The 18,975-nt window shown below is 49.6% G+C and carries 29 protein-coding genes; 2 read left to right on the top strand and 27 right to left on the bottom strand.

Translation table 11 applies throughout. The features are described from left to right. Window positions 1-288: 288 nt before the first annotated feature. Window positions 289-510, bottom strand: a complete 222-nt coding sequence (locus ACFVTB_RS24230) for a hypothetical protein (protein ID WP_387755166.1) — start codon at window positions 508-510, stop codon at window positions 289-291. A 162-nt stretch (window positions 511-672) separates the two neighbouring features. Further along, window positions 673-1,308, bottom strand: a complete 636-nt coding sequence (locus tag ACFVTB_RS24225; RefSeq protein ID WP_387755164.1) for a stage II sporulation protein M — start codon at window positions 1,306-1,308, stop codon at window positions 673-675. 114 nt (window positions 1,309-1,422) lie between these two features. Here ACFVTB_RS24225 and pdaB point away from each other — a divergent pair, with 114 nt between their 5' ends. After that, window positions 1,423-2,238, top strand: coding sequence for a polysaccharide deacetylase family sporulation protein PdaB (gene pdaB / locus ACFVTB_RS24220; protein WP_387755161.1), 816 nt, complete (start codon window positions 1,423-1,425; stop codon window positions 2,236-2,238). A gap of 9 nt (window positions 2,239-2,247) precedes the next feature. Here the strand turns inward: pdaB and ACFVTB_RS24215 are convergent, their stop codons facing one another. Further along, entirely contained in the window at window positions 2,248-2,868 is a 621-nt protein-coding gene (locus tag ACFVTB_RS24215; protein WP_387755159.1) for a KinB-signaling pathway activation protein, read from the bottom strand. Window positions 2,869-3,053: 185 nt separating this feature from the next. Here ACFVTB_RS24215 and gerD point away from each other — a divergent pair, with 185 nt between their 5' ends. Beyond that, window positions 3,054-3,758 carry a spore germination lipoprotein GerD gene (gerD, locus tag ACFVTB_RS24210; RefSeq protein WP_387755177.1) on the top strand — a complete coding sequence of 235 codons (705 nt, stop codon included), beginning with the start codon at window positions 3,054-3,056 and terminating at the stop codon, window positions 3,756-3,758. Between the two features lie 55 nt (window positions 3,759-3,813). Here gerD and ACFVTB_RS24205 read toward each other — a convergent pair whose 3' ends face one another. The 24 genes from ACFVTB_RS24205 to ACFVTB_RS24090 form a co-directional block, all read right to left on the bottom strand. Beyond that, a complete protein-coding gene (locus tag ACFVTB_RS24205) occupies window positions 3,814-4,884 on the bottom strand; it encodes an Mrp/NBP35 family ATP-binding protein (protein ID WP_387755156.1) in 1,071 nt (356 codons plus the stop codon). 84 nt (window positions 4,885-4,968) lie between these two features. After that, a complete protein-coding gene (cwlD, locus tag ACFVTB_RS24200; RefSeq protein ID WP_387755153.1) occupies window positions 4,969-5,742 on the bottom strand; it encodes an N-acetylmuramoyl-L-alanine amidase CwlD in 774 nt (257 codons plus the stop codon). A 142-nt stretch (window positions 5,743-5,884) separates the two neighbouring features. Further along, the gene (sat, locus tag ACFVTB_RS24195; RefSeq protein WP_387755151.1) at window positions 5,885-7,051 is read right to left on the bottom strand and encodes a sulfate adenylyltransferase; all 1,167 of its coding nucleotides are present in this window, start codon (window positions 7,049-7,051) and stop codon (window positions 5,885-5,887) included. Between the two features lie 32 nt (window positions 7,052-7,083). Then, the gene (locus tag ACFVTB_RS24190; protein ID WP_387755149.1) at window positions 7,084-7,779 is read right to left on the bottom strand and encodes a phosphoadenylyl-sulfate reductase; all 696 of its coding nucleotides are present in this window, start codon (window positions 7,777-7,779) and stop codon (window positions 7,084-7,086) included. 287 nt (window positions 7,780-8,066) lie between these two features. Further along, window positions 8,067-8,459, bottom strand: coding sequence for a 30S ribosomal protein S9 (rpsI, locus tag ACFVTB_RS24185; RefSeq protein ID WP_387755146.1), 393 nt, complete (start codon window positions 8,457-8,459; stop codon window positions 8,067-8,069). Between the two features lie 18 nt (window positions 8,460-8,477). Then, window positions 8,478-8,915, bottom strand: a complete 438-nt coding sequence (gene rplM, locus ACFVTB_RS24180; RefSeq protein WP_387755144.1) for a 50S ribosomal protein L13 — start codon at window positions 8,913-8,915, stop codon at window positions 8,478-8,480. A 188-nt stretch (window positions 8,916-9,103) separates the two neighbouring features. Further along, the gene (gene truA / locus ACFVTB_RS24175; protein WP_387755141.1) at window positions 9,104-9,850 is read right to left on the bottom strand and encodes a tRNA pseudouridine(38-40) synthase TruA; all 747 of its coding nucleotides are present in this window, start codon (window positions 9,848-9,850) and stop codon (window positions 9,104-9,106) included. A 527-nt stretch (window positions 9,851-10,377) separates the two neighbouring features. Next, the gene (rplQ, locus tag ACFVTB_RS24170; protein ID WP_156284300.1) at window positions 10,378-10,743 is read right to left on the bottom strand and encodes a 50S ribosomal protein L17; all 366 of its coding nucleotides are present in this window, start codon (window positions 10,741-10,743) and stop codon (window positions 10,378-10,380) included. 51 nt (window positions 10,744-10,794) lie between these two features. Continuing rightward, entirely contained in the window at window positions 10,795-11,739 is a 945-nt protein-coding gene (locus ACFVTB_RS24165; protein WP_387755137.1) for a DNA-directed RNA polymerase subunit alpha, read from the bottom strand. Window positions 11,740-11,865: 126 nt separating this feature from the next. After that, window positions 11,866-12,261: a 30S ribosomal protein S11 gene (gene rpsK / locus ACFVTB_RS24160; RefSeq protein WP_387755134.1), complete on the bottom strand. Its 396-nt coding sequence runs from the start codon at window positions 12,259-12,261 to the stop codon at window positions 11,866-11,868. 20 nt (window positions 12,262-12,281) lie between these two features. Then, window positions 12,282-12,650 carry a 30S ribosomal protein S13 gene (gene rpsM, locus ACFVTB_RS24155; protein ID WP_387755132.1) on the bottom strand — a complete coding sequence of 123 codons (369 nt, stop codon included), beginning with the start codon at window positions 12,648-12,650 and terminating at the stop codon, window positions 12,282-12,284. Between the two features lie 18 nt (window positions 12,651-12,668). After that, window positions 12,669-12,782, bottom strand: coding sequence for a 50S ribosomal protein L36 (gene rpmJ, locus ACFVTB_RS24150; RefSeq protein ID WP_003333770.1), 114 nt, complete (start codon window positions 12,780-12,782; stop codon window positions 12,669-12,671). A gap of 45 nt (window positions 12,783-12,827) precedes the next feature. Beyond that, window positions 12,828-13,043: a translation initiation factor IF-1 gene (infA, locus tag ACFVTB_RS24145; RefSeq protein WP_015847200.1), complete on the bottom strand. Its 216-nt coding sequence runs from the start codon at window positions 13,041-13,043 to the stop codon at window positions 12,828-12,830. 2 nt (window positions 13,044-13,045) lie between these two features. After that, window positions 13,046-13,327, bottom strand: a complete 282-nt coding sequence (locus ACFVTB_RS24140) for a hypothetical protein (protein ID WP_387755174.1) — start codon at window positions 13,325-13,327, stop codon at window positions 13,046-13,048. 6 nt (window positions 13,328-13,333) lie between these two features. Further along, complete coding sequence (gene map / locus ACFVTB_RS24135) at window positions 13,334-14,092, bottom strand: type I methionyl aminopeptidase (RefSeq protein WP_387755129.1); 759 nt, start codon at window positions 14,090-14,092, stop codon at window positions 13,334-13,336. Then, the gene (locus ACFVTB_RS24130; RefSeq protein WP_387755126.1) at window positions 14,092-14,742 is read right to left on the bottom strand and encodes an adenylate kinase; all 651 of its coding nucleotides are present in this window, start codon (window positions 14,740-14,742) and stop codon (window positions 14,092-14,094) included. Before ACFVTB_RS24130 ends, map begins: the two co-directional genes overlap by 1 nt. 92 nt (window positions 14,743-14,834) lie before the next feature. After that, window positions 14,835-16,136 carry a preprotein translocase subunit SecY gene (secY, locus tag ACFVTB_RS24125; RefSeq protein ID WP_387755123.1) on the bottom strand — a complete coding sequence of 434 codons (1,302 nt, stop codon included), beginning with the start codon at window positions 16,134-16,136 and terminating at the stop codon, window positions 14,835-14,837. Then, the gene (gene rplO, locus ACFVTB_RS24120; protein WP_387755121.1) at window positions 16,137-16,577 is read right to left on the bottom strand and encodes a 50S ribosomal protein L15; all 441 of its coding nucleotides are present in this window, start codon (window positions 16,575-16,577) and stop codon (window positions 16,137-16,139) included. 45 nt (window positions 16,578-16,622) lie between these two features. Then, the gene (gene rpmD / locus ACFVTB_RS24115) at window positions 16,623-16,802 is read right to left on the bottom strand and encodes a 50S ribosomal protein L30 (RefSeq protein WP_387755119.1); all 180 of its coding nucleotides are present in this window, start codon (window positions 16,800-16,802) and stop codon (window positions 16,623-16,625) included. A gap of 13 nt (window positions 16,803-16,815) precedes the next feature. Beyond that, window positions 16,816-17,316, bottom strand: coding sequence for a 30S ribosomal protein S5 (rpsE, locus tag ACFVTB_RS24110; RefSeq protein ID WP_387755116.1), 501 nt, complete (start codon window positions 17,314-17,316; stop codon window positions 16,816-16,818). Window positions 17,317-17,341: 25 nt separating this feature from the next. Further along, the gene (gene rplR / locus ACFVTB_RS24105) at window positions 17,342-17,710 is read right to left on the bottom strand and encodes a 50S ribosomal protein L18 (RefSeq protein ID WP_387755113.1); all 369 of its coding nucleotides are present in this window, start codon (window positions 17,708-17,710) and stop codon (window positions 17,342-17,344) included. A 61-nt stretch (window positions 17,711-17,771) separates the two neighbouring features. After that, window positions 17,772-18,314 (bottom strand): 50S ribosomal protein L6, encoded by a 543-nt coding sequence (gene rplF / locus ACFVTB_RS24100; RefSeq protein WP_387755110.1) that lies wholly within the window; start codon window positions 18,312-18,314, stop codon window positions 17,772-17,774. 31 nt (window positions 18,315-18,345) lie between these two features. After that, entirely contained in the window at window positions 18,346-18,744 is a 399-nt protein-coding gene (rpsH, locus tag ACFVTB_RS24095) for a 30S ribosomal protein S8 (protein WP_387755107.1), read from the bottom strand. Window positions 18,745-18,775: 31 nt separating this feature from the next. Then, window positions 18,776-18,961 carry a type Z 30S ribosomal protein S14 gene (locus ACFVTB_RS24090; RefSeq protein WP_013312154.1) on the bottom strand — a complete coding sequence of 62 codons (186 nt, stop codon included), beginning with the start codon at window positions 18,959-18,961 and terminating at the stop codon, window positions 18,776-18,778. Between the last annotated feature and the right edge of the window lie 14 nt (window positions 18,962-18,975).

Below are 18,975 nucleotides of genomic sequence, written 5' to 3'. Positions count from 1 at the left end.
TGCTCAATCTTTTTTATCGCTTTTCCATTAATCCGTTAGGATTAACAGGGCAGTTTCGCTCGTTGTTCAGTTTTCAAAGAACAATCTTTTTTTCAACAACGTTTGTTATCTTAGCACATCCGTTGTTTCGATGCAAGCTTTATTTTCAACTTTTTTTCGAGCTTCGAAAGCTCTTCAAAAGCTTGTCTGCTTGCCTCGCCAGCCTCGTGTCTCTCGGCCGGAATTAGAATATACCATAGGCTAATTCGTTTTGACAAGCTTTTTTTAAACTTTTTTTATTTGAAAATTCTACCTGTAATTTCGCATGTTTAATGCGTAGCGCGACAGCTCTTTCGGAGAGGCTATCCGCGCGTACATCCGGAATATGATTTTATACCGTCGGGAGATCGCTTGCTTAATATCTCCGTCCAGTCGGTTGTCATTCAAATCGAGCAGCATTTCATCAAGCTCTTTGCGCAGCACGTAATCGAGTTCTTTGCATTCTTTGTCGTTGAATAGTATCCCTAGCATGTCCGTTGTGCTTCCTCCTAAAGTACGTTCGCAGCTTTCATGTGGCCTTGCCGATAGACATACGCTGCGTTGGCTTCATATATGGGTAAACAAAAAACGGCGCCCTGCGCATTCGCATCTCAGGCGCCGCTTTACTGTTATGCACAATAATTCGGAAATTTATTACAACGTTCTAATCCAATTCATTAGCCAAATGCTAAAGGTGCTTTCAATAACGGAAGCAACAAGCAAACCTACAACGATAATAATAGCGACGGGAACACTGCGCACAAGGAAGGTTTCAATTTGAGCTGCGGCATCCGATACTTTGCGTGTCGGCAATATCGCGGCCAAAATCATTTTCCACATCAAAACGCCAAACTTCAACCCATAAGCGCAAGCGACAATGATCGCCGGAATTTCGATAATCCCGTGAGGCACAAGACCAACGATGACTGTCCACACCTCTCCCGCTCCACCGGTTTCTGCCACATGCTTCAATAAAAAACCGATAACCATACCATTCACAAGCAAAAAGAAGAGCGGAATGACTCCGAACAAAGCGCCAATGTAAATAACGAACACGGATTTGATCGCATTGTTGAAGAAAATAAACAAAATAAACGCCAGCGTTGGGTTGTCCTTACTCTGCAGAGAATTGGCGATGCCGCCTAAGGCAGACAGCTGCTGCTCTAAATAATTCGAAAATGCCGGATTGCTTCCTCCGATGACAATGCCCGCTAGGAATAGGATGACCGCAAAAGCGGTATAGGGACGCATCAGCTTAAAATGATTCATAATTTCGCGCCGTTTGAACAAAGTAGTCCTCCTCTTTCCGTTTGTCCGATTGCTCGAACAAGCATGAATAAGTTTTCGGTACGAGCATAGATTGTACTAGAACAAGCTTTCAATAGAGAGGAGAGCCTGCCCGAGATGAATTTCTTTTATGTGCTGAACGGACGAAAAATCAAACGTTATTTCCTGCTGGCGATAGCGCTGGTCTTCTCGATCGGCGTGATCTACGCAGAGAGGGACAACATCACTGTATTTGCCCCGCAGCAGCCGGCTGCCATATACAGCGTTCCGACGGAGAAAAAGGTGATCGCGCTTACCTTCGACATTAGCTGGGGTGAGAAAAGAGCGGTGCCGATCCTGGATGTGCTGAAGGAAAAAGGAATTACCCAAGCCACCTTCTTCTTATCGGCCCCCTGGAGCCAGCAGCACCCGGACATTGTGAAGAGAATTGTCGATGCTGGCTACGAGATCGGCAGTCACGGACACAAGCACGATAATTACAGTAAGCTTAGCGACGACGAGATCCGGACGCAAATCCGGACTGCCCACTCTATTTTATCGGATGTGACAGGCAAACAGCCGAAATTGATTCGACTGCCAAACGGTGACTTCGATAAACGGGTGCTGCGGATTGCCGAGGAATTGAACTACAAGGTGATTCAATGGGATACTGACTCGATGGACTGGATGAATCTCGGCACCGAAAAAATTATTAAACGGGTGACGAGCCGTGCTCATAATGGCGATATCATCCTCATGCACGCAAGCGATTCGGCCAAAAATACGCATGAAGCGCTGCCGGCCATTATCGACCAGCTGCGCTCCGACGGCTACGATTTCGTATCGGTATCCGAGCTGATCTCCCAAACGGAGACGGAAGGCAAAGAAGTGCAGGATCGGACTTCTTCAACTTCCCTGGGCCAAAAAATGGCGGTTGCAGTGGATTCCTTCTAAAAAAGAATGTTAGGCGACCGGCTTTGCGCTTGCGGCAGAGTCGGTTTTTGCATTTTGAAGCAGGCGAGGCAGCATTAATATTTGATAAGCGTTGCAGGCAAACAAAGGTATCATCATAAATATGATGGCCGAAATGTTCGTCTCCCCCTGCAGCGCCGGCCAAGCCTCAATAAACGTAATGAAGAACATCAGGAACAGCGTCGGGATAAAAGCGCTGCGGTTCGTCTGTTTGATTTTCAAATAAGCGATACCGATCGATCCCAATGCCAGCACTAACGGCAGCACCCAGAAAAACCAGTTGTTCGTGCGCTGCTCATACAGCAAATAACCAAGGCCCCCGACAGCAAACAAGGTTGTGTAGCCCTGCAAAGCATTCCATAAATAACTTTTGCGGAATACGCTTAGCGCTATGTAATTGAGCGTCAAATAAGCGAAGAAGCCCATTTGGCTGAACGCGCCGATCATCAATCCGACCATCAGCATCATCAGCGCATTAAAGCCCGCCGCCTCAAGGCCCATCACCGCGAATTCACTATCGGTCAAGCGCATAATGGAACCGCTAACAGCAGTTACGACAGCGCCCACCGCCATACAACTCCAGAAAAGAAAAAACCACTTGCGTATTGTCACGTTACGAACTCCTCCCTAAAACCTATATAAAAGTTATGGCATACGCTGTACATCAGCCTTTATTTTACCACGTTCGCAATAAAAAGCTAACTCCTCGATCATGATAATCCCGTGAACATTTACGCATACTATCCCATATCTAACAGGCAGTTCTAGCCTAGAAGGGAGAACAACGGAGCATGCGCATGCGATTGGCCCTAGTTGCGGCTGTATTTGCCGCGGTATTATTACTGACAAGCTGCGGCGCCGAGAGCTCTGGCGGGAGCCAGCAGCAGATGAGCTATAAAGATATGAAATCAATGGTTATCGATATTTTGAAGACGGAGGATGCACAGAAAGCGTTACAGGAATCGGCGCAGCAAATGTCCGGCTACAACGGCAGCTCCTCGAAGCTGTTATCCGTGCAAGATCAAGAACAGGTTCGTCTGGCGGTAAAAGATGTGCTCGTCGCACCCGAATACGACAAGGTGTTGCGAACGTTAATGACCGACACTCGTTTCGCGGGAGAATTCGCTAAAGCGGTAAATAAGGAAAATAAAGAAATCCACAAACAGCTTCTAAAGGACCCGACTTATCAGGAGCAGCTTATAAAAGTGCTCAAAACACCGGAAATGGACAAAATGATTTTGGAAGTACTGCAAAGCACCCAGTACAAGAAGCAAGTGATGTCGATTATGCAGGAATCGATGCAGAACCCGCTCTTCCGTTTGGAAGTGCTCGATTTATTGAAGAAGGCTGTACAAGAAGAATTAAAGCCGAAGCCTAACGAAAAGGTCGAAAAAAGCGGCGGACAAGACGAAGAAAAGAAGAAGGAAGAAGAAGGCGGCGGAGAAGGCGGCTCGGAAAGCTCGAGCGGCTCCGACGATTCGGAAGGAAGCGGCAGCGAATAATATGGGACACAAAAGCCTCGGCCTTATTGCGCCGAGGCTTTTTGCTATATCTTGCTTATTTGCCGCATTTCGTGATTATGGTGTCTGCCAGCTCCAGATAAAGCTGTCCAGTCTCCGTATCCGCTTTGTAAACGGAAGGCGAAAAGTCAGGTTCGGAAATATGATTGTCCGGCGCTCCGAGCGGGATTTGCGAAAGCAGTTCGGTATGCAGCGATTCCGCCAGCTTCGCCCCGCCTCCGCGTCCGAAAATATATTCCGGTTCGCCGCACTTGCCGCACTTATAGTACGACATGTTCTCAACAACGCCGATAATTTCGTGATTCGTTTTAATCGCCATCGCACCTGCACGCGCTGCTACGAAAGCCGCGGTCGCGTGAGGCGTCGTTACGATAATCTCTTTGCTTTGCGGAATGATCTGATGCACGTCCAGCGCCACATCACCTGTTCCCGGCGGCAGGTCGAGCAGCAAATAATCCAGCTCTCCCCACTCAATTTCGGAGAAGAAGTTGCGCAGCATCTTGCCCAGCATCGGTCCGCGCCAAACGATTGGACTGTTATCTTCAACGAAGAAGCCCATGGAAATGACTTTAACGCCAAAGCGCTCGATCGGAATGACGCGATCGTTCACTACTTCGGGGCGCGTCTCAATGCCCATCATATCCGGTACGCTAAATCCGTAGATGTCGCAGTCCATAATACCGACGCGTTTGCCTTGACGGGCCAGCGCGGCTGCCAGATTAACGGTTACCGTCGATTTGCCGACGCCGCCTTTGCCGCTGGCTACGGCAATAAATTCAACCTTGCTGTTCGGGTCGAGCAGCGAACTGCTCAATCCAGCACCGTGCCCTTGCACCGCAGCGCCAGAGGCTGGGGCGGACTGAGCCGCTTTCGGTGCAGCTTCCGACGCCAGCTCGCGGAAACGAAAATGTACGGTTTCCGCGCCGATTGCCGTCAGCGCCTCGCGCAGAGCGGGCTCGAGCTGCTCCTTCACGCTCTCGTCCGCCAGCAGCACCGTCGCCGATACTTGACGCTCCTTCACAACGACATCGCGGACTTGGACCTTGTCCGCGCTATATGGTGCCGTGACGGCCTGCACGGATTCTAATGCTTGTTCTCGCGTTAACATAGCGATTGTCCCACCTTTATGCAATAACTGCTTCATTGCGATTCTGTATTGCTTATCCGCCCTATTATATCACAAAAAAGCGATTTAGTTTAAAGGCTCGGCTATCTTCTCTCCCGATGCGTAACGTAAAATGCCTTGATAAATCGAGGCGGCCACTTTGCGCTGGTATTCGGTATTCGCAAGCCGTGACGCCTCGCCTGGGTTGGACAGAAATCCGACCTCGACGAGCGCGGCAGGAATATGATCAAGCGATTTCAGCAAATATACTTTATTCTCAGTCGCTGCGATCCGGGTCGTATTTTCCAGGTTTCGCTTGATTTCGTCTTGAATGAGCGCCGCCAGCGTCAGATTGTCCGGGTGATTGCTCGGATTGTAGAACGTCTGTGCGCCCGACCATTTTTCTTGCGGAATACTATTCATATGAATACTGATTGCCATAGTCGCTGTACTGTCCTTGATTTGATTCACCCGGCTGATCAGATCCTCCGTTTTCCGTTTGGAGAAGGCGCGCGTCCCTTCGCTCGCCAGATCATAATCGCCTTCTCGGGTCATTAGTACAACCGCACCGGCCTGCTGAAGATAATCCCTCAGATAAAGCGCGATCGCCAGGTTGAGATCCTTCTCGACGACGCCTTGCTTGCTGACGGCCCCTCCGTCTGCGCCGCCGTGTCCGGCGTCAATTGCAATCGTTTTACCAGACAGCGGCAGCGTCCAGTAGGTTGACGTCCTTATCGATGGGGTGTTCTGCGTAAATACGATCCAAGTCAGAACGAGAGCGACAGCGGCCGCCGCAATCCTCAGCATTCCTTTATACGTCATCCATATGACAAATCGCCGTCTGCGTTTATTTTGGCGCATAAAAAAACCACCCCGTCCTCATATAGTGATTGCGCGGTCGGCTTGGCAACGAAGTTGGATAAGCCTCATGCTTTATCATTTATATGGGACGAGACGGTTCTTTATGAGATACTTTTCATTAGAAATAAAGGCATTTAACCGATTAACCTACCTGTTGCTGAGACATGCCCTCAATTAATATTTGCGCCACTTCCGGACGCGAGAATTCTGGAGGAGGACAAATGCCCTCACGCAGCAAAGCTCGCACCTTCGTGCCGGAAAGCGCCAGATGGTCTTCTTTGCTGTGAGGGCATGTTTTCGTCGTTGCCATATTGCCGCATTTCTTGCAGAAGAAGCTGTGCTCGAAATAAAGCGGCGTAATGCCGAGATCTTCCGCAGGAATCGTCTTCAGTAAGTCTTGCGCCTCATAGGTACCGTAATAATCGCCTACGCCCGCATGGTCGCGACCGACGATAAAATGACTGCATCCGTAGTTTTTACGTACGAGCGCATGAAAAATTGCTTCGCGTGGTCCAGCATAGCGCATGGCCGCCGGAAAGACGCCGAGAAAAACGCGATCCTTCGGATAGTAGTTCTCGAGAAGCGCCAAGTAGCTTTTCATTCGTACGTTGGCCGGTACATCGTCCGACTTTGTTTCTCCCACGAGCGGGTTAAGAAACAAGGCGTCTACAATTTCCATAGCCATCTTCTGAATGTATTCATGCGCCCGGTGGACCGGATTGCGCGTTTGAAAGCCGACGACCGTCTTCCAGCCCTTCTCCGCGAACAGACGACGCGTCTCTGCTGGATCGAAGTAAAATTCACCGAATTTATCAGGCTGAGGACGATTCAATACAAGGATAGAGCCGCCTACATAAGTATTCGGACGGGAAAGCAGCTTCTGAACGCCCAGATGCTCCAAATCGTCGGTCTTGAAAACGTGGACCGCTTCCTTCTTCTGATCAACGGTATAGATGCTTTCCACGTCGATTAGACCGTACGTAACGCCGTCTTCACCAACAAGAGCGGCTCGTTCGCCAATCTTTAACGACGAAGCCAGCCCAGCCTCAACGGCAAGCGTAATCGGAATGCTCCATACCGTACCGTCGGCTAAGCGCATCCGTTCGACAACCGATTGATAATCCGCTTCGTTCAAAAAGCCAGTGAGCGGCGAGAAAGCGCCAACGCCGATCAAATCGAGATCGGACACCGTCCAAGCATTAATCGTAATTGCGTTTAGCCCTGCCGCTTCCTTCAACAGCCGCTCCCGCTCTTCACCTTCGGCGACTCGGTTAACGAGCACGCCGCCATGCGGCAATATTTGACTCATTGCTTGGTTTCCCCCTTCTCTTACGCAGACGCTTATTTATGCAAACCGCATTCCGTTTTCTCTTGTCCCGACCAGCGTCCCGCTCTCGGATCTTCGCCTGGCATCACTTGACGGGTGCAATATTCGCAGCCGATGCTCGGATAATGATTGTCGTGCAGCGGATTGTAAACTACATTGTTCTCACGGATGTAATTCCACACATCGTCGGATGTCCAATGAGCGATCGGATTGAATTTGATCAAACCGAATTTTGTATCATATTCGACTTTCTTGGCATTGGCGCGTGTCGGCGCCTGATCACGGCGAATGCCGGTAATCCAAGCATCATATTGGGAAAGCACGCGAGTAAGCGGCTCTACCTTGCGAATGTTGCAGCAAGCGGTCGCATCGGCCTTCCACAGTTCAGGACCGTGCTGCTCGGCCTGCTCCTCTGGCGTAATCAGCGGCTTCACTTCTACGAATGGAATGCCAGGATAGCGCTCGGCCAGTCTGTCGCGTGTTTCGTACGTTTCTTTAAAGTGAAAATCGGTATCCAAGTAGAAGATATCCGTTTTCGGGCTTATCTTTTGCAGCATGTCGACGAGAACGACGTCCTCCGCGCCAAAGCTGCAGGCGAATGTAATATTGGGAAAGGCTTCAACCGCATAGGCCAGTATCTGCTCCGGCGTAGCGTTCTCCAGTTCTTCTGCTTTTTGCTTGACCAGCGCTTCTTTTTCAAACAAGTTCATCGTCCATGCCCTCCGTCTTTAATTCCTAGTGAATTAATAAGATATTAATTAAATTATACTGCCAGCACGCCATTTGAGCAAGAAGTTTTATTCATTTTGAAAAAAAGTAGGCAAAAGACTGTCCGATGTGCACGGAATGACTGTTGGACAGTAATAGAAACCCTCGACCAATAAAATATGCGGATCTAATTGCGAGGATGCACCGGGGATCGATTACCATTCTGAAAAATAAAAAAAGGCCGCCTTGTGATCCGAAGATCGGCAAGACAGCCTCTTGATAACAAATATTAACGTTTCGAGAATTGTGGCGCGCGACGAGCTGCTTTAAGACCGTATTTTTTACGTTCTTTCATACGTGGGTCGCGAGTCAGGAATCCTGCGCGTTTCAGCGAGGAACGGAGTTCGCCGTCCACTTTCAGCAGAGCGCGGGAAATGCCGTGACGGATAGCGCCGGCTTGACCGGACATGCCACCGCCGTTAGCAATTACGAGAACATCGTATTTGCCCAGCGTATCAGTAAGAACCAGAGGTTGCTTAACGATAAGCTTCAGCGTTTCCAGACCAAAATATTCGTTCAGATCGCGTTTATTAACAATGATTCGTCCTTCACCCGGCACAAGACGTACACGTGCAACAGAGTGTTTACGACGACCGGTTCCATAGTATTGTACTTGAGCCATGAAACTGTCCTCCCCTTATTAGCCGCGAAGTTCGTAAACTTCTGGATTTTGTGCTTGATGCGGATGTTCCGAACCAGCGTATGCTTTGAGTCTAAGCTTCATTACGTTGCCTTGGCGAGTTTTTGGCAGCATGCCGTGAACAGCCAGTTCGATCACGCGATCCGCTTTTTTAGCGATCATTTCGTGAGCTGGAGTAACTTTCAGACCGCCGGAGTAACCCGAGTGACGGTAGTAGTTTTTGTCTTGCATTTTTTTACCAGTCAGAACGATTTTCTCAGCGTTGATAACTACGACGAAATCGCCAGTATCAACATGAGGCGTAAATTGCGGTTTGTGCTTGCCGCGAATGAGGCTAGCAGCTTCAGAAGCAAGACGACCAAGCGTTTTGCCTTCCGCATCGATGATGTACCATTTACGCTCAACTTCATTTGGCTTAGCCATATAGGTGGTACGCATGGATGATCCTCCTTGATTCGATTACAGTAAAGTTTATTAATTAACGTTTCACGTTTGTTAACATTCAATTGTTGTTTGCCAAGTTTGCGCCGTTCTTAGTCGGGGCTGTGGGAGAGCCACTAAGAAAGCACAAGTTATATTCTACTATACAAAGTGCCTTAAATCAAGCAGCTTCGGCGATTTTTCTCTTACTTTTCATCCAAATAATTGACTTGCATCAACATGAGTCCGTGAGCCATTGCCGTCGGTCCCGCAAGCGCTCTTTTTCGCCCTTCGAGGATGCGTTTCATATCCGCAGGCTTCAGCTTCCCTTGACCGACATGGATCAAAGTACCAACGATTACACGCACCATATTATAGAGAAAACCGTTTCCGGTAATATACATATGGAGCATGGGGCCTTGCCGTTCGAAATAAGCCTCGTAGACGGTGCGAACATGATGCGGCTTCGTCGAATGAATGGATGTAAACGAAGTGAAATCATGCTCGCCGAGCAGATGATTCAGCCCTTCCTGCATAGCCGTGTCGTCCAATGGCATCGGATGATGGAAAGCGTAAGCGCGCTCGAAGACGTTCGGGAACTTGCCTGTATCGATCGAATACCGATACGTTTTCCGTTTGGCCGAGCGCCGCGAATGGAAATCTTCCGGAACCTCGTGCGCCTCCAATATAACGATATCCTTCGGCAGCCGCGTATTGAGCGCAATCGCCCACCGCTCCGCCGGAATCGTCGACTCCGTCAAGAAGTTGAAGACTTGACCGCGCGCGTGAACGCCCGCATCTGTCCTTCCAGAACCGAGAATAATAATCTCCTCGCCCGCCAGCATTTGAATCGCTTTCTCAATCTCCTGCTGCACGGTTCTTCCGTAGGGCTGTGATTGAAAGCCGTTGAAGTGGGTTCCGTCGTAGCTGACCGTCGCGCATATGTTTCTCATCCGATTCCCCCCTCTCCCCGTGTGAACCACTGTGTTATCGTTTTTATTGTCCCGATTGCGGCATGTAGTTTTGGGATTGATAGCATAAAAAACTAACAGGATTGAATATTAAAGTGTTAAGAATAACGATTACCCTGCAAACGCTTATGATGGAGCGCCAGCGGGCACTGCATAAAAGGTTGGCTTCCGATCGCCATTGTTCATGGATTCCTCTTCAACTTGTTTTAAGGAGGTAGGAATCCTTTCACAAAAGCGAGCACTTCGTTTCTCCAGCTCAACCTTTTATTCCGCGCCTTAAGCTCCACTTAAAGCTCTTCGGTAAACCATGTACCCTGAAACATAATCGTTCAAATCCGCTTAATGCAATCAACAAAACGCGAAGACGCAAGCAGCCGGGGCAATAAAAAAAGGTGGCCGCAAGGGTCCACCCTTTCTCTGAGACAAGGTAAGCGCGGCAAAGCGCCCCTCATCCTCCACTGCGAAGCAGCTGTACCGCCCTAAGGCGGCTTCAGCCTTTTACAACAGTGTTACGCACGGTCAACCAGTTCCAAATAAACCATAGGCGCAGAATCGCCGCGGCGAGGTCCCAGTTTCAGAATCCGCGTGTATCCGCCCGCACGTTCCGAGTAACGGGTGGCCAGCTCCGAGAACAATTTTTGGATTGCGTCTTGCTCTCCGTCAACTGTTTCACGACGAACGTAAGCAGCGACTTGACGACGAGCGTGCAGGTCACCTTTCTTCGCTTTCGTGATCAGCTTTTCAGCGATCGAACGAACTTCTTTCGCTTTCGCTTCAGTTGTTTGGATACGCTCATAAAGGAACAGATCCGTAACGAGGTCGCGGAACAAAGCTTTACGCGCGCTTGCGTCACGGCCCAATTTTTGATATGCCATCTTGATTTCCCCTCCCTTGCCCTTAGTCTGTACTAGATGTTAGCTCTTAAACTATTCTTCCATACGAAGGCCAAGACCCAGTTCTTCCAGCTTCTCTTGTACTTCCTCAAGCGACTTGCGGCCCAGGTTACGGACCTTCATCATGTCCTCTTCGGATTTCGTGATCAGCTCTTGAACAGTGTTGATGCCCGCGCGTTTCAGACAGTTGTAAGAACGTACGGAAAGATCCAGTTCCTCGATCGTCATCTCCAGAACTTTCTCTTTCTTATCTTCTTCCTTCTCGACCATGATTTCCGCATCTTTGGCTTCGTCAGTCAGACCAACGAACAGGTCCAAATGCTCAGTCAAAATTTTAGCTCCGAGGCTTACCGCCTCTTCCGGCCGGATACTGCCATCGGTCCACACTTCAAGCGTCAATTTGTCGTAGTTAGTCACTTGACCAACACGAGTATTCTCAACGCTGTAATTTACACGCGTAATTGGCGTGTAAATCGAGTCCACCGGAATAACGCCGATTGGCTGGTCATCCCGTTTGTTGCGATCCGCTTGCACGTATCCGCGTCCACGATTGGCAAAAATCCGCATATGGAGCCGCGCGCCGGAGGCCAAGGTCGCGATATGAAGATCAGGGTTCAAAATCTCGACATCGCTGTCAGCTCGAATGTCGCCAGCCGTAACGATCCCATCGCCTTCAGCGTCGATTTCCAACACCTTTTCTTCATCAGAGTGGATTTTCAACGAGAGGCCTTTAAGGTTCAAAATGATTTCGGTTACGTCCTCAATCACGCCTTGAACCGTAGAGAACTCGTGAAGTACGCCGTCGATTTGAACAGATGTTACAGCTGCGCCAGGCAGCGACGACAGCAAAATTCGGCGAAGCGAATTTCCCAGCGTCGTACCGTATCCGCGTTCCAACGGTTCTACGACGAAACGTCCGTAAGCTCCATCATCGCTCAAATCGACGGTTTCGATTTTCGGCTTTTCGATCTCAATCACTAATAGTACCCTCCTTCAAACGTCGCTCCGTTACCATTCCGTTTATTCAGTCAAATCTCGTAGTATGCCAAACCTTCACAACCATTATTCACAAGTTGCAGTTATTTGATACCACAGCGGAATCAACTATACGCGACGGCGTTTCGGCGGACGGCATCCGTTGTGAGGAACTGGCGTTACGTCTTTAATCAGGTTAACTTCGAGGCCAGCTGCTTGAAGCGAACGAATTGCTGCTTCACGGCCTGCGCCTGGACCTTTAACCATAACCTCGACAGCTTTCATGCCATGCTCCATCGCTGCTTTAGCTGCGGATTCCGCTGCCATTTGCGCTGCGAAAGGCGTGCTTTTACGGGAACCTTTATAACCGAGGTTACCGGAGCTTGCCCAAGAGATTGCATTGCCGTGCGGGTCAGTGATCGTTACGATTGTGTTATTGAATGTCGAGCGGATGTGCGCTACGCCAGATTCAATATTTTTACGGTCGCGACGTTTCGTACGAACGACTTTTTTAGGTTTAGCCATTGTTCGATTTCACCCCTTTATTATTTCTTTTTATTAGCTACAGTCCGACGAGGACCTTTACGCGTACGAGCGTTTGTTTTCGTGCGTTGACCGCGAACAGGCAAGCCGCGACGGTGACGAACGCCACGGTAGCAACCGATCTCGATCAGGCGTTTGATGTTAAGCGAAATTTCACGACGCAGGTCGCCTTCCACTTTAACGGATTTGTCAATCGATTCACGCAGTCTGCCCAGCTCATCTTCCGTCAGATCGCGAACACGAGTGTTCACGTCAACGTTGGAAGCAGCCAAGATTTTTTGCGAAGTCGTTTTGCCAATACCGAAAATGTATGTCAGGGCGATCTCTACGCGTTTATCACGCGGTAAGTCTACACCAGCTATACGTGCCATATGCCGTTGTCCCTCCTTTTATCCTTGTTTTTGTTTGTGTTTCGGATTTTCACAAATCACCATAACGTTGCCTTTGCGACGAATGACTTTGCATTTTTCGCAGATCGGCTTAACCGAAGGTCTAACCTTCATTGTGATTACCTCCCGAATCTCTTCGAAGAGCAAACCGCTGCCGGTCTACTTCCGATAGGTGATGCGCCCTCTCGATAAATCATAAGGCGATAACTGTATAACCACTTTGTCTCCAGTCAGAATACGAATAAAGTGCATTCTGAGCTTGCCGGAAACATGTGCGAGAATTTGATGACCGTTCTCCAGCTCCACCTTGAACATGGCATTCGGCAGCGGCTCAATTACCGTACCTTCGACCTCAATGACGTCTTCTTTTGCCACCGTCATTCTCCTTTCGCATGTGCGTACTTCTGAATCACATAACGTAACTTGGCATTGGTCACTCTGCCCGATTCAAGCAAGCTGCTCGTAACTTCGCTGCTTATTACGGGTTGTAACTCGAGATGCAGAACGTTCTTCTTCTTGGGCTGATCGAATCGCCGCTTGTCGCCGTCGACGATCATAACGAATCTCTCGTCTACAATCGCGATGACAACGGCATAGCTGTTCTCATCTTTCCCCCGAAGCACCTTAACGATTTGACCAACCTGGGGCAGCTTCTCCATCATGGATCACACACCCTCTGGCAGTTTCGTCAAAATTTCAAAACCGTCCTCCGTTACAGCAACTGTATGCTCGTAGTGAGCGCACCAGCTGCCGTCTTCCGTTACGACCGTCCAGTTGTCTTCAAGCGTACGAACGTAACGTTCGCCGATGTTGACCATAGGCTCGATGCAAAGCACCATGCCCGGCTTCAGCTTGGGACCGCGGTCCGGAGTGCCGTAATTCGGAATTTGCGGCTCCTCGTGGAGGTTCCGACCTATTCCGTGTCCGACAAACTCGCGTACGACCGAGTAACCGGCTGCTTCGACAACCTGTTGCACCGCATGCGATATTGTAAACAGCCGGACATCCGGGCGGATCAGTTCAAGCGCTGCGTACAGCGATCTCTCCGATACCTCGAGCAGACGGTTCACTTCTTCGGAAACTTCGCCGACCGCGTAGGTCCAAGCGGAATCCCCATGAAAGCCTTCGTACTGCGCTCCGATGTCTATGCTTATAATATCGCCTTCGTTCAACGTTCTTGGCCCCGGGAAACCGTGCACCAGCTCGTCATTCACAGAAGCGCAAATGCTGGCAGGAAAGCCATTGTAACCTTTGAAGGATGGAACCGCGCCTCTGCTTCGAATGTACGCCTCGGCGATCCGGTCAAGCTCCTGAGTCGTAACTCCAGGCTTTACCGCTTCTTTCATGATCCGATGCGTTTCCGCAACAATGCGGCCGGCTTCCCTCATTAATCGCAGTTCCGATTCGGATTTGCAATTAATCATTACAATGAACCTCGCAGACAGGAGATGATGTCGGCCGTAACCGCATCGATTTCCTTCTCGCCGTCGACCTCGCGAAGCTGACCTTTATTGCTGTAGTAGTCAAGAAGCGGAGCGGTTTTAGAAATGTATTCGTCCAGCCGCGTGCCAACTTTCTCTTCCGTATCGTCCGACCGCTGATACAATTCGCCGCCGCATTTGTCGCAGACGCCTTCTTGTTTCGGCGGGTTGAACATCACATGATAAGTCGATCCGCAAGCTTTGCAAATGCGACGACCCGTCAGACGGGCAAGCAGCAAGCCGCGATCTACTTTCAAGTTTACCACATGGTCGATGCTGCGACCGAGTTCCGCCACCATCGCATCAAGCGCTTCGGCTTGCTGCAGCGTGCGCGGGAAACCGTCGAGCAGGAACCCTTTGTTGCAATCTTCTAAAGCAATACGTTCTTTCACAATCCCGTTCGTAATCTCATCAGGAACGAGCAGCCCTTGATCGACATACTCCTTCGCTTTGAGACCGAGCGGAGTGCCTTGTTTCATCGCAAGACGGAATGCGTCGCCCGTCGAAATGTGCGGAATGCCGAACTCTTCGACGATTCGCTCCGCTTGCGTCCCTTTACCGGCACCCGGAGGGCCCATGAATAAAATGTTCATTGCCGTCTTCCTCGCTTTAAGCACAATAGGCTCGTGCGGGTTCCGCAACGATCGCATGGAGCGAACCGCGGAAGCCCGATCAGAACCTATTGTTATTTATTGATAAACCCTTTGTAATGGCGTTTGATCAACTGGCTCTCGATTTGCTTCATCGTGTCCAGAGCAACACCGACAACGATCAGAAGCGAGGTGCCACCAAGCTGCACCGTACGCGGCAAACCGGCAAGTGTCCCGAAGGCCACCGGCAGGATGGAAATCACCGCTAGGAAGATCGCACCCGACAAAGTAATACGGGACATAACGCGAGTCAGATAAGAGGAAGTCGGTTTGCCAGGACGGATGCCTGGGATGTAACCGCCGTTCTTCTTCATTTGATCGGCCATTTGCACCGGATTAATTTGAACGAAGGTGTAGAAGAAGGTGAAACCGATAATCAGCAATACGTACAACACCATGCCAAGCGGCTTATCGTAGTACATATTGTTGATAATCCAGTTCGCCCAAGGTTTCCCCGCCCAGAATTGAGCAATCGTGATCGGGAACATGAGCAGCGATACCGCGAAGATAACCGGGATAACGCCTGCGCCGTTCACTTTCATTGGAATGTGCGTCGATTGACCGCCGTACATTTTCCGTCCAACTACGCGTTTAGCATATTGAACCGGAATTTTGCGAATGCCTTGCTGAACGAAGATGACGCCTACGATAATGGCTACGATCGCAAGAACGATCAGAACCACTTTGCCAATGTTCCAGAACAGTTGGCCGTCAGCGTTGACAAATTGATCTTGGTAGATCGTCCGAATGTGACCTGGAATGCCGGCTGCGATACCTGCAAAGATGAGGATCGAAATGCCGTTGCCAATGCCGCGTTCGGTAATTTGCTCGCCGAGCCACATGAGGAAGGAAGTACCTGCCGTCAAAATGATCGCGATGAGCACGTAATCAACGAAGTTCGCGCCAGGAACCATTTCGTAACCGTATTGACGGTTGAAGCCGATTGCTGTTGCGAAACCTTGCACCAAACCGAGTATAACCGTACCGTAACGGGTAATCTGAGCGAGCTTGCGTTTACCGTTCTCGCCTTCCTTCGCCCACTCCGCAAATTTCGGAATAACGTCCATCGACAGAAGCTGTACGATGATCGACGCCGTAATGTACGGCATAATCCCGATCGCGAAGATGGAGAATTGGAACAAAGCGCCCCCGGAAAACGTATTAAGCAAGCCAAACATATCCGCTCCGGCTTGGTCAACCTGTTTGAATACGTCTTTATTAACACCCGGTACCGGAATAAAGGAACCGATACGATAGATAAGCAGTATGAAAAGGGTGAACAAAATCCGCTTGCGCAAATCTTCCACTTTCCAAATGTTGGACACGGTTTTGAACAATTAGATCACCTCGGTTTTACCGCCGGCAGCCTGGATTTTCTCTACCGCAGATTGAGAGAATTTACTTGCTTTAACAGTCAGTTGAACCTTAATTTCGCCATTGCCCAAAATCTTAATGCCCGCCAACGGATTTTTTACAATCCCTTGCTCAAGAAGAACTTCTGGAGTGACTTCGGTACCTGCTGCAAAGTTGTTCAAATCTTCAATGTTCACTACGGCATATTCTTTACGGAACGGGTTGTTGAAACCGCGCTTAGGAAGACGACGATAGAGTGGGTTCTGACCACCCTCGAAACCAGGGCGTACACCGCCGCCGGAACGAGCGTTTTGGCCTTTATGACCTTTACCGGATGTCTTGCCGTTACCGGAGCCAATACCGCGACCCTTGCGTTTAGGAGCTTGAGTCGAGCCTGGTGCTGGTGCGAGTTCATGCAATTTCATCGTTCTTGCACCTCCTTATTGATTTCTGCTTGCTTCGATCTATTCTTACACTTCTTCGACTTTAATCAAGTGGCTAACGGAGTTAACCATACCGCGAACAGCCGGGCTGTCATTCAGTACAACGGATTGACGAATCTTGCGAAGACCGAACGCTTCGACCGTCGCGCGTTGTTTCTCGTTGCGACCAATCAAACTGCGAACGAGGGTGATTTGCAATTTTGCCATCTTATTCCCCTCCTTAACCTAACAGCTCTTCGACAGTTTTACCGCGAAGCTTCGCAACATCTTCCGCACGTTTCAGACGGGAAAGACCTTCAAGCGTTGCGTTAACCATGTTCATGGAGTTCGAAGAACCGAGGGATTTCGTCAAAATGTCGCCTACGCCAGCCAGTTCAAGTACTGCACGAACTGGGCCGCCGGCGATAACACCGGTACCTTTGGATGCCGGTTTCAGAAGAACTTCACCAGCGCCGAAGTGACCAAGCACAAGGTGAGGAATAGTCGTACCTACGAGTGGTACGCGGATCAGGTTTTTCTTCGCATCTTCAATACCTTTGCGGATTGCATCAGGTACTTCGCCAGCTTTACCGATCCCTGCGCCGACATGGCCTTGGCCGTCGCCGACAACTACGAGCGCGCTAAAGCTGAAGCGGCGTCCGCCTTTAACTACTTTCGCTACGCGATTGATATGGACAACTTTTTCAGTTAGTTCACCTAACGTATTCGGATCTATACGCAAGTCGTTTAACCTCCTTTTAAGTAAATTAGAATTCCAGACCTGCTTCGCGAGCTGCTTCAGCCAGCGCCTGAATTCTGCCGTGATACAAGTAACCGCCGCGGTCAAATACGATTTGAGTATGACCTTTCGCTTTTGCGCGTTCAGCTACCAATGCGCCAACTTTACGAGCAGCCTCAACGCTGCCGCCGTTACCGATCGCTGTCGCCAGTTCTTTATCCGCAGTGGATGCCGATGCCAGCGTTACACCATTCACATCGTCGATCAATTGAGCGTAGATGTGTTTGGCCGAACGGAATACCGAGAGACGCGGACGAGCAACCGTACCGTTGATTTTTTTGCGAACACGCAGATGTCTTTTCAGACGTGCCTTGTTTTTATCGCCTTTGGTAATCATTCAAGGTTCACTCCTTTCCTTCTGCCTTATACCGCTATTTTAAGCAGCCCAATTAGACTGCTTATTTCTTCTTACCAGCTTTACCTTCTTTACGGATGATGCGTTCGCCTTCATACTTGATACCTTTGCCTTTATACGGCTCAGGCTCACGTACGGAACGAATTTGAGCAGCAACAGCACCTACGCGCTCTTTGTCGATACCGCGAACAGTGATTTTCGTGTTCGCTGGCACTTCGAACTCGATGCCTTGCTCAGGAGTAATCTCAACCGGGTGAGAGTAACCAACGTTAAGAACGATCTTATCGCCAGTTTTGTTCGCACGGTAACCTACGCCTACGAGCTCCAAATTTTTCGAGAACCCTTCGGTAACGCCGTTCACCATGTTAGCAATGACGCTGCGAGTCGTTCCGTGCAGGGAACGATGCAATTTATTATCGGAAGGACGTTCGATCACGATTTCGTTCTCCGCAACATTCACTTTCATGTCTTTATGAAGTTCGCGGGAAAGCGTACCTTTAGGTCCTTTAACGGTAATGACTGTGTTGTCCAAGTTGATGCTTACGCCGTTAGGCACTTGGATTGGTTTACGACCAATACGGGACATTGTTACACCTCCTATCGTTGTGACTTGTTACTTACCAAACGTAGCAAACTACTTCGCCGCCAGCTTTGCCTTGGCGAGCTTCTTTATCGGTCATAACCCCTTTGGACGTGGAAATAATCGCAATTCCCAAACCGCCCAATACGCGAGGGATCTCAGTGGATTTCGTGTAAACGCGCAGACCTGGTTTCGAAATACGTTTCAAACCAGTGATGACACGCTCTTGGTTAGGGCCGTATTTCAAGAAAATACGGATAATCCCTTGTTTGTTGTCCTCGATATATTCAGCATCGCGGATAAAGCCCTCGCGCTTCAAGATTTCAGCGATTTGCTTCTTCACTTTCGAAGCGGGCATTTCCACGGTTTCGTGACGAACGACATTCGCGTTGCGAATGCGCGTCAGCATATCTGCAATCGGATCAGACATAACCATTTGTGTTAACCTCCTTCCCGAACTAGGCTGATTACCAGCTTGCTTTTTTAACGCCAGGAATCTGGCCTTTGTATGCTAACTCGCGGAAACAAATCCGGCAAATTTTAAACTTTTGCAGTACAGAGTGCGGACGGCCACAACGTTCACAGCGCGTATATGCACGCACTTTAAATTTCGGTGTACGTTGTTGCTTCACTTTCATCGAAGTTTTTGCCACTGGGTATTACACCT

Source organism: Paenibacillus sp. NPDC058071 (assembly GCF_042885235.1).
Taxonomy (GTDB): domain Bacteria; phylum Bacillota; class Bacilli; order Paenibacillales; family Paenibacillaceae; genus Pristimantibacillus.
The sequence above is the reverse complement of the archived record's forward strand: the minus strand, read 5'-3'. Positions and strand labels throughout refer to the sequence as shown.

What these genes read in the sequence shown, in the direction of transcription:
- ACFVTB_RS24230 (WP_387755166.1), bottom strand. Translation starts at nt 510, where the DNA reads ATGCTAGGGATACTATTCAACGACAAAGAATGCAAAGAACTCGATTAC.
- pdaB (WP_387755161.1), top strand. Translation starts at nt 1,423, where the DNA reads ATGAATTTCTTTTATGTGCTGAACGGACGAAAAATCAAACGTTATTTC.
- gerD (WP_387755177.1), top strand. Translation starts at nt 3,054, where the DNA reads ATGCGATTGGCCCTAGTTGCGGCTGTATTTGCCGCGGTATTATTACTG.
- ACFVTB_RS24205 (WP_387755156.1), bottom strand. Translation starts at nt 4,884, where the DNA reads ATGTTAACGCGAGAACAAGCATTAGAATCCGTGCAGGCCGTCACGGCA.
- cwlD (WP_387755153.1), bottom strand. Translation starts at nt 5,742, where the DNA reads ATGCGCCAAAATAAACGCAGACGGCGATTTGTCATATGGATGACGTAT.
- sat (WP_387755151.1), bottom strand. Translation starts at nt 7,051, where the DNA reads ATGAGTCAAATATTGCCGCATGGCGGCGTGCTCGTTAACCGAGTCGCC.
- ACFVTB_RS24190 (WP_387755149.1), bottom strand. Translation starts at nt 7,779, where the DNA reads ATGAACTTGTTTGAAAAAGAAGCGCTGGTCAAGCAAAAAGCAGAAGAA.
- rpsI (WP_387755146.1), bottom strand. Translation starts at nt 8,459, where the DNA reads ATGGCTCAAGTACAATACTATGGAACCGGTCGTCGTAAACACTCTGTT.
- rplM (WP_387755144.1), bottom strand. Translation starts at nt 8,915, where the DNA reads ATGCGTACCACCTATATGGCTAAGCCAAATGAAGTTGAGCGTAAATGG.
- truA (WP_387755141.1), bottom strand. Translation starts at nt 9,850, where the DNA reads ATGAGAAACATATGCGCGACGGTCAGCTACGACGGAACCCACTTCAAC.
- rplQ (WP_156284300.1), bottom strand. Translation starts at nt 10,743, where the DNA reads ATGGCATATCAAAAATTGGGCCGTGACGCAAGCGCGCGTAAAGCTTTG.
- rpsK (WP_387755134.1), bottom strand. Translation starts at nt 12,261, where the DNA reads ATGGCTAAACCTAAAAAAGTCGTTCGTACGAAACGTCGCGACCGTAAA.
- rpsM (WP_387755132.1), bottom strand. Translation starts at nt 12,650, where the DNA reads ATGGCACGTATAGCTGGTGTAGACTTACCGCGTGATAAACGCGTAGAG.
- rpmJ (WP_003333770.1), bottom strand. Translation starts at nt 12,782, where the DNA reads ATGAAGGTTAGACCTTCGGTTAAGCCGATCTGCGAAAAATGCAAAGTC.
- ACFVTB_RS24140 (WP_387755174.1), bottom strand. Translation starts at nt 13,327, where the DNA reads ATGGAGAAGCTGCCCCAGGTTGGTCAAATCGTTAAGGTGCTTCGGGGG.
- map (WP_387755129.1), bottom strand. Translation starts at nt 14,092, where the DNA reads ATGATTAATTGCAAATCCGAATCGGAACTGCGATTAATGAGGGAAGCC.
- ACFVTB_RS24130 (WP_387755126.1), bottom strand. Translation starts at nt 14,742, where the DNA reads ATGAACATTTTATTCATGGGCCCTCCGGGTGCCGGTAAAGGGACGCAA.
- rplO (WP_387755121.1), bottom strand. Translation starts at nt 16,577, where the DNA reads ATGAAATTGCATGAACTCGCACCAGCACCAGGCTCGACTCAAGCTCCT.
- rpmD (WP_387755119.1), bottom strand. Translation starts at nt 16,802, where the DNA reads ATGGCAAAATTGCAAATCACCCTCGTTCGCAGTTTGATTGGTCGCAAC.
- rplR (WP_387755113.1), bottom strand. Translation starts at nt 17,710, where the DNA reads ATGATTACCAAAGGCGATAAAAACAAGGCACGTCTGAAAAGACATCTG.
- rplF (WP_387755110.1), bottom strand. Translation starts at nt 18,314, where the DNA reads ATGTCCCGTATTGGTCGTAAACCAATCCAAGTGCCTAACGGCGTAAGC.
- rpsH (WP_387755107.1), bottom strand. Translation starts at nt 18,744, where the DNA reads ATGGTTATGTCTGATCCGATTGCAGATATGCTGACGCGCATTCGCAAC.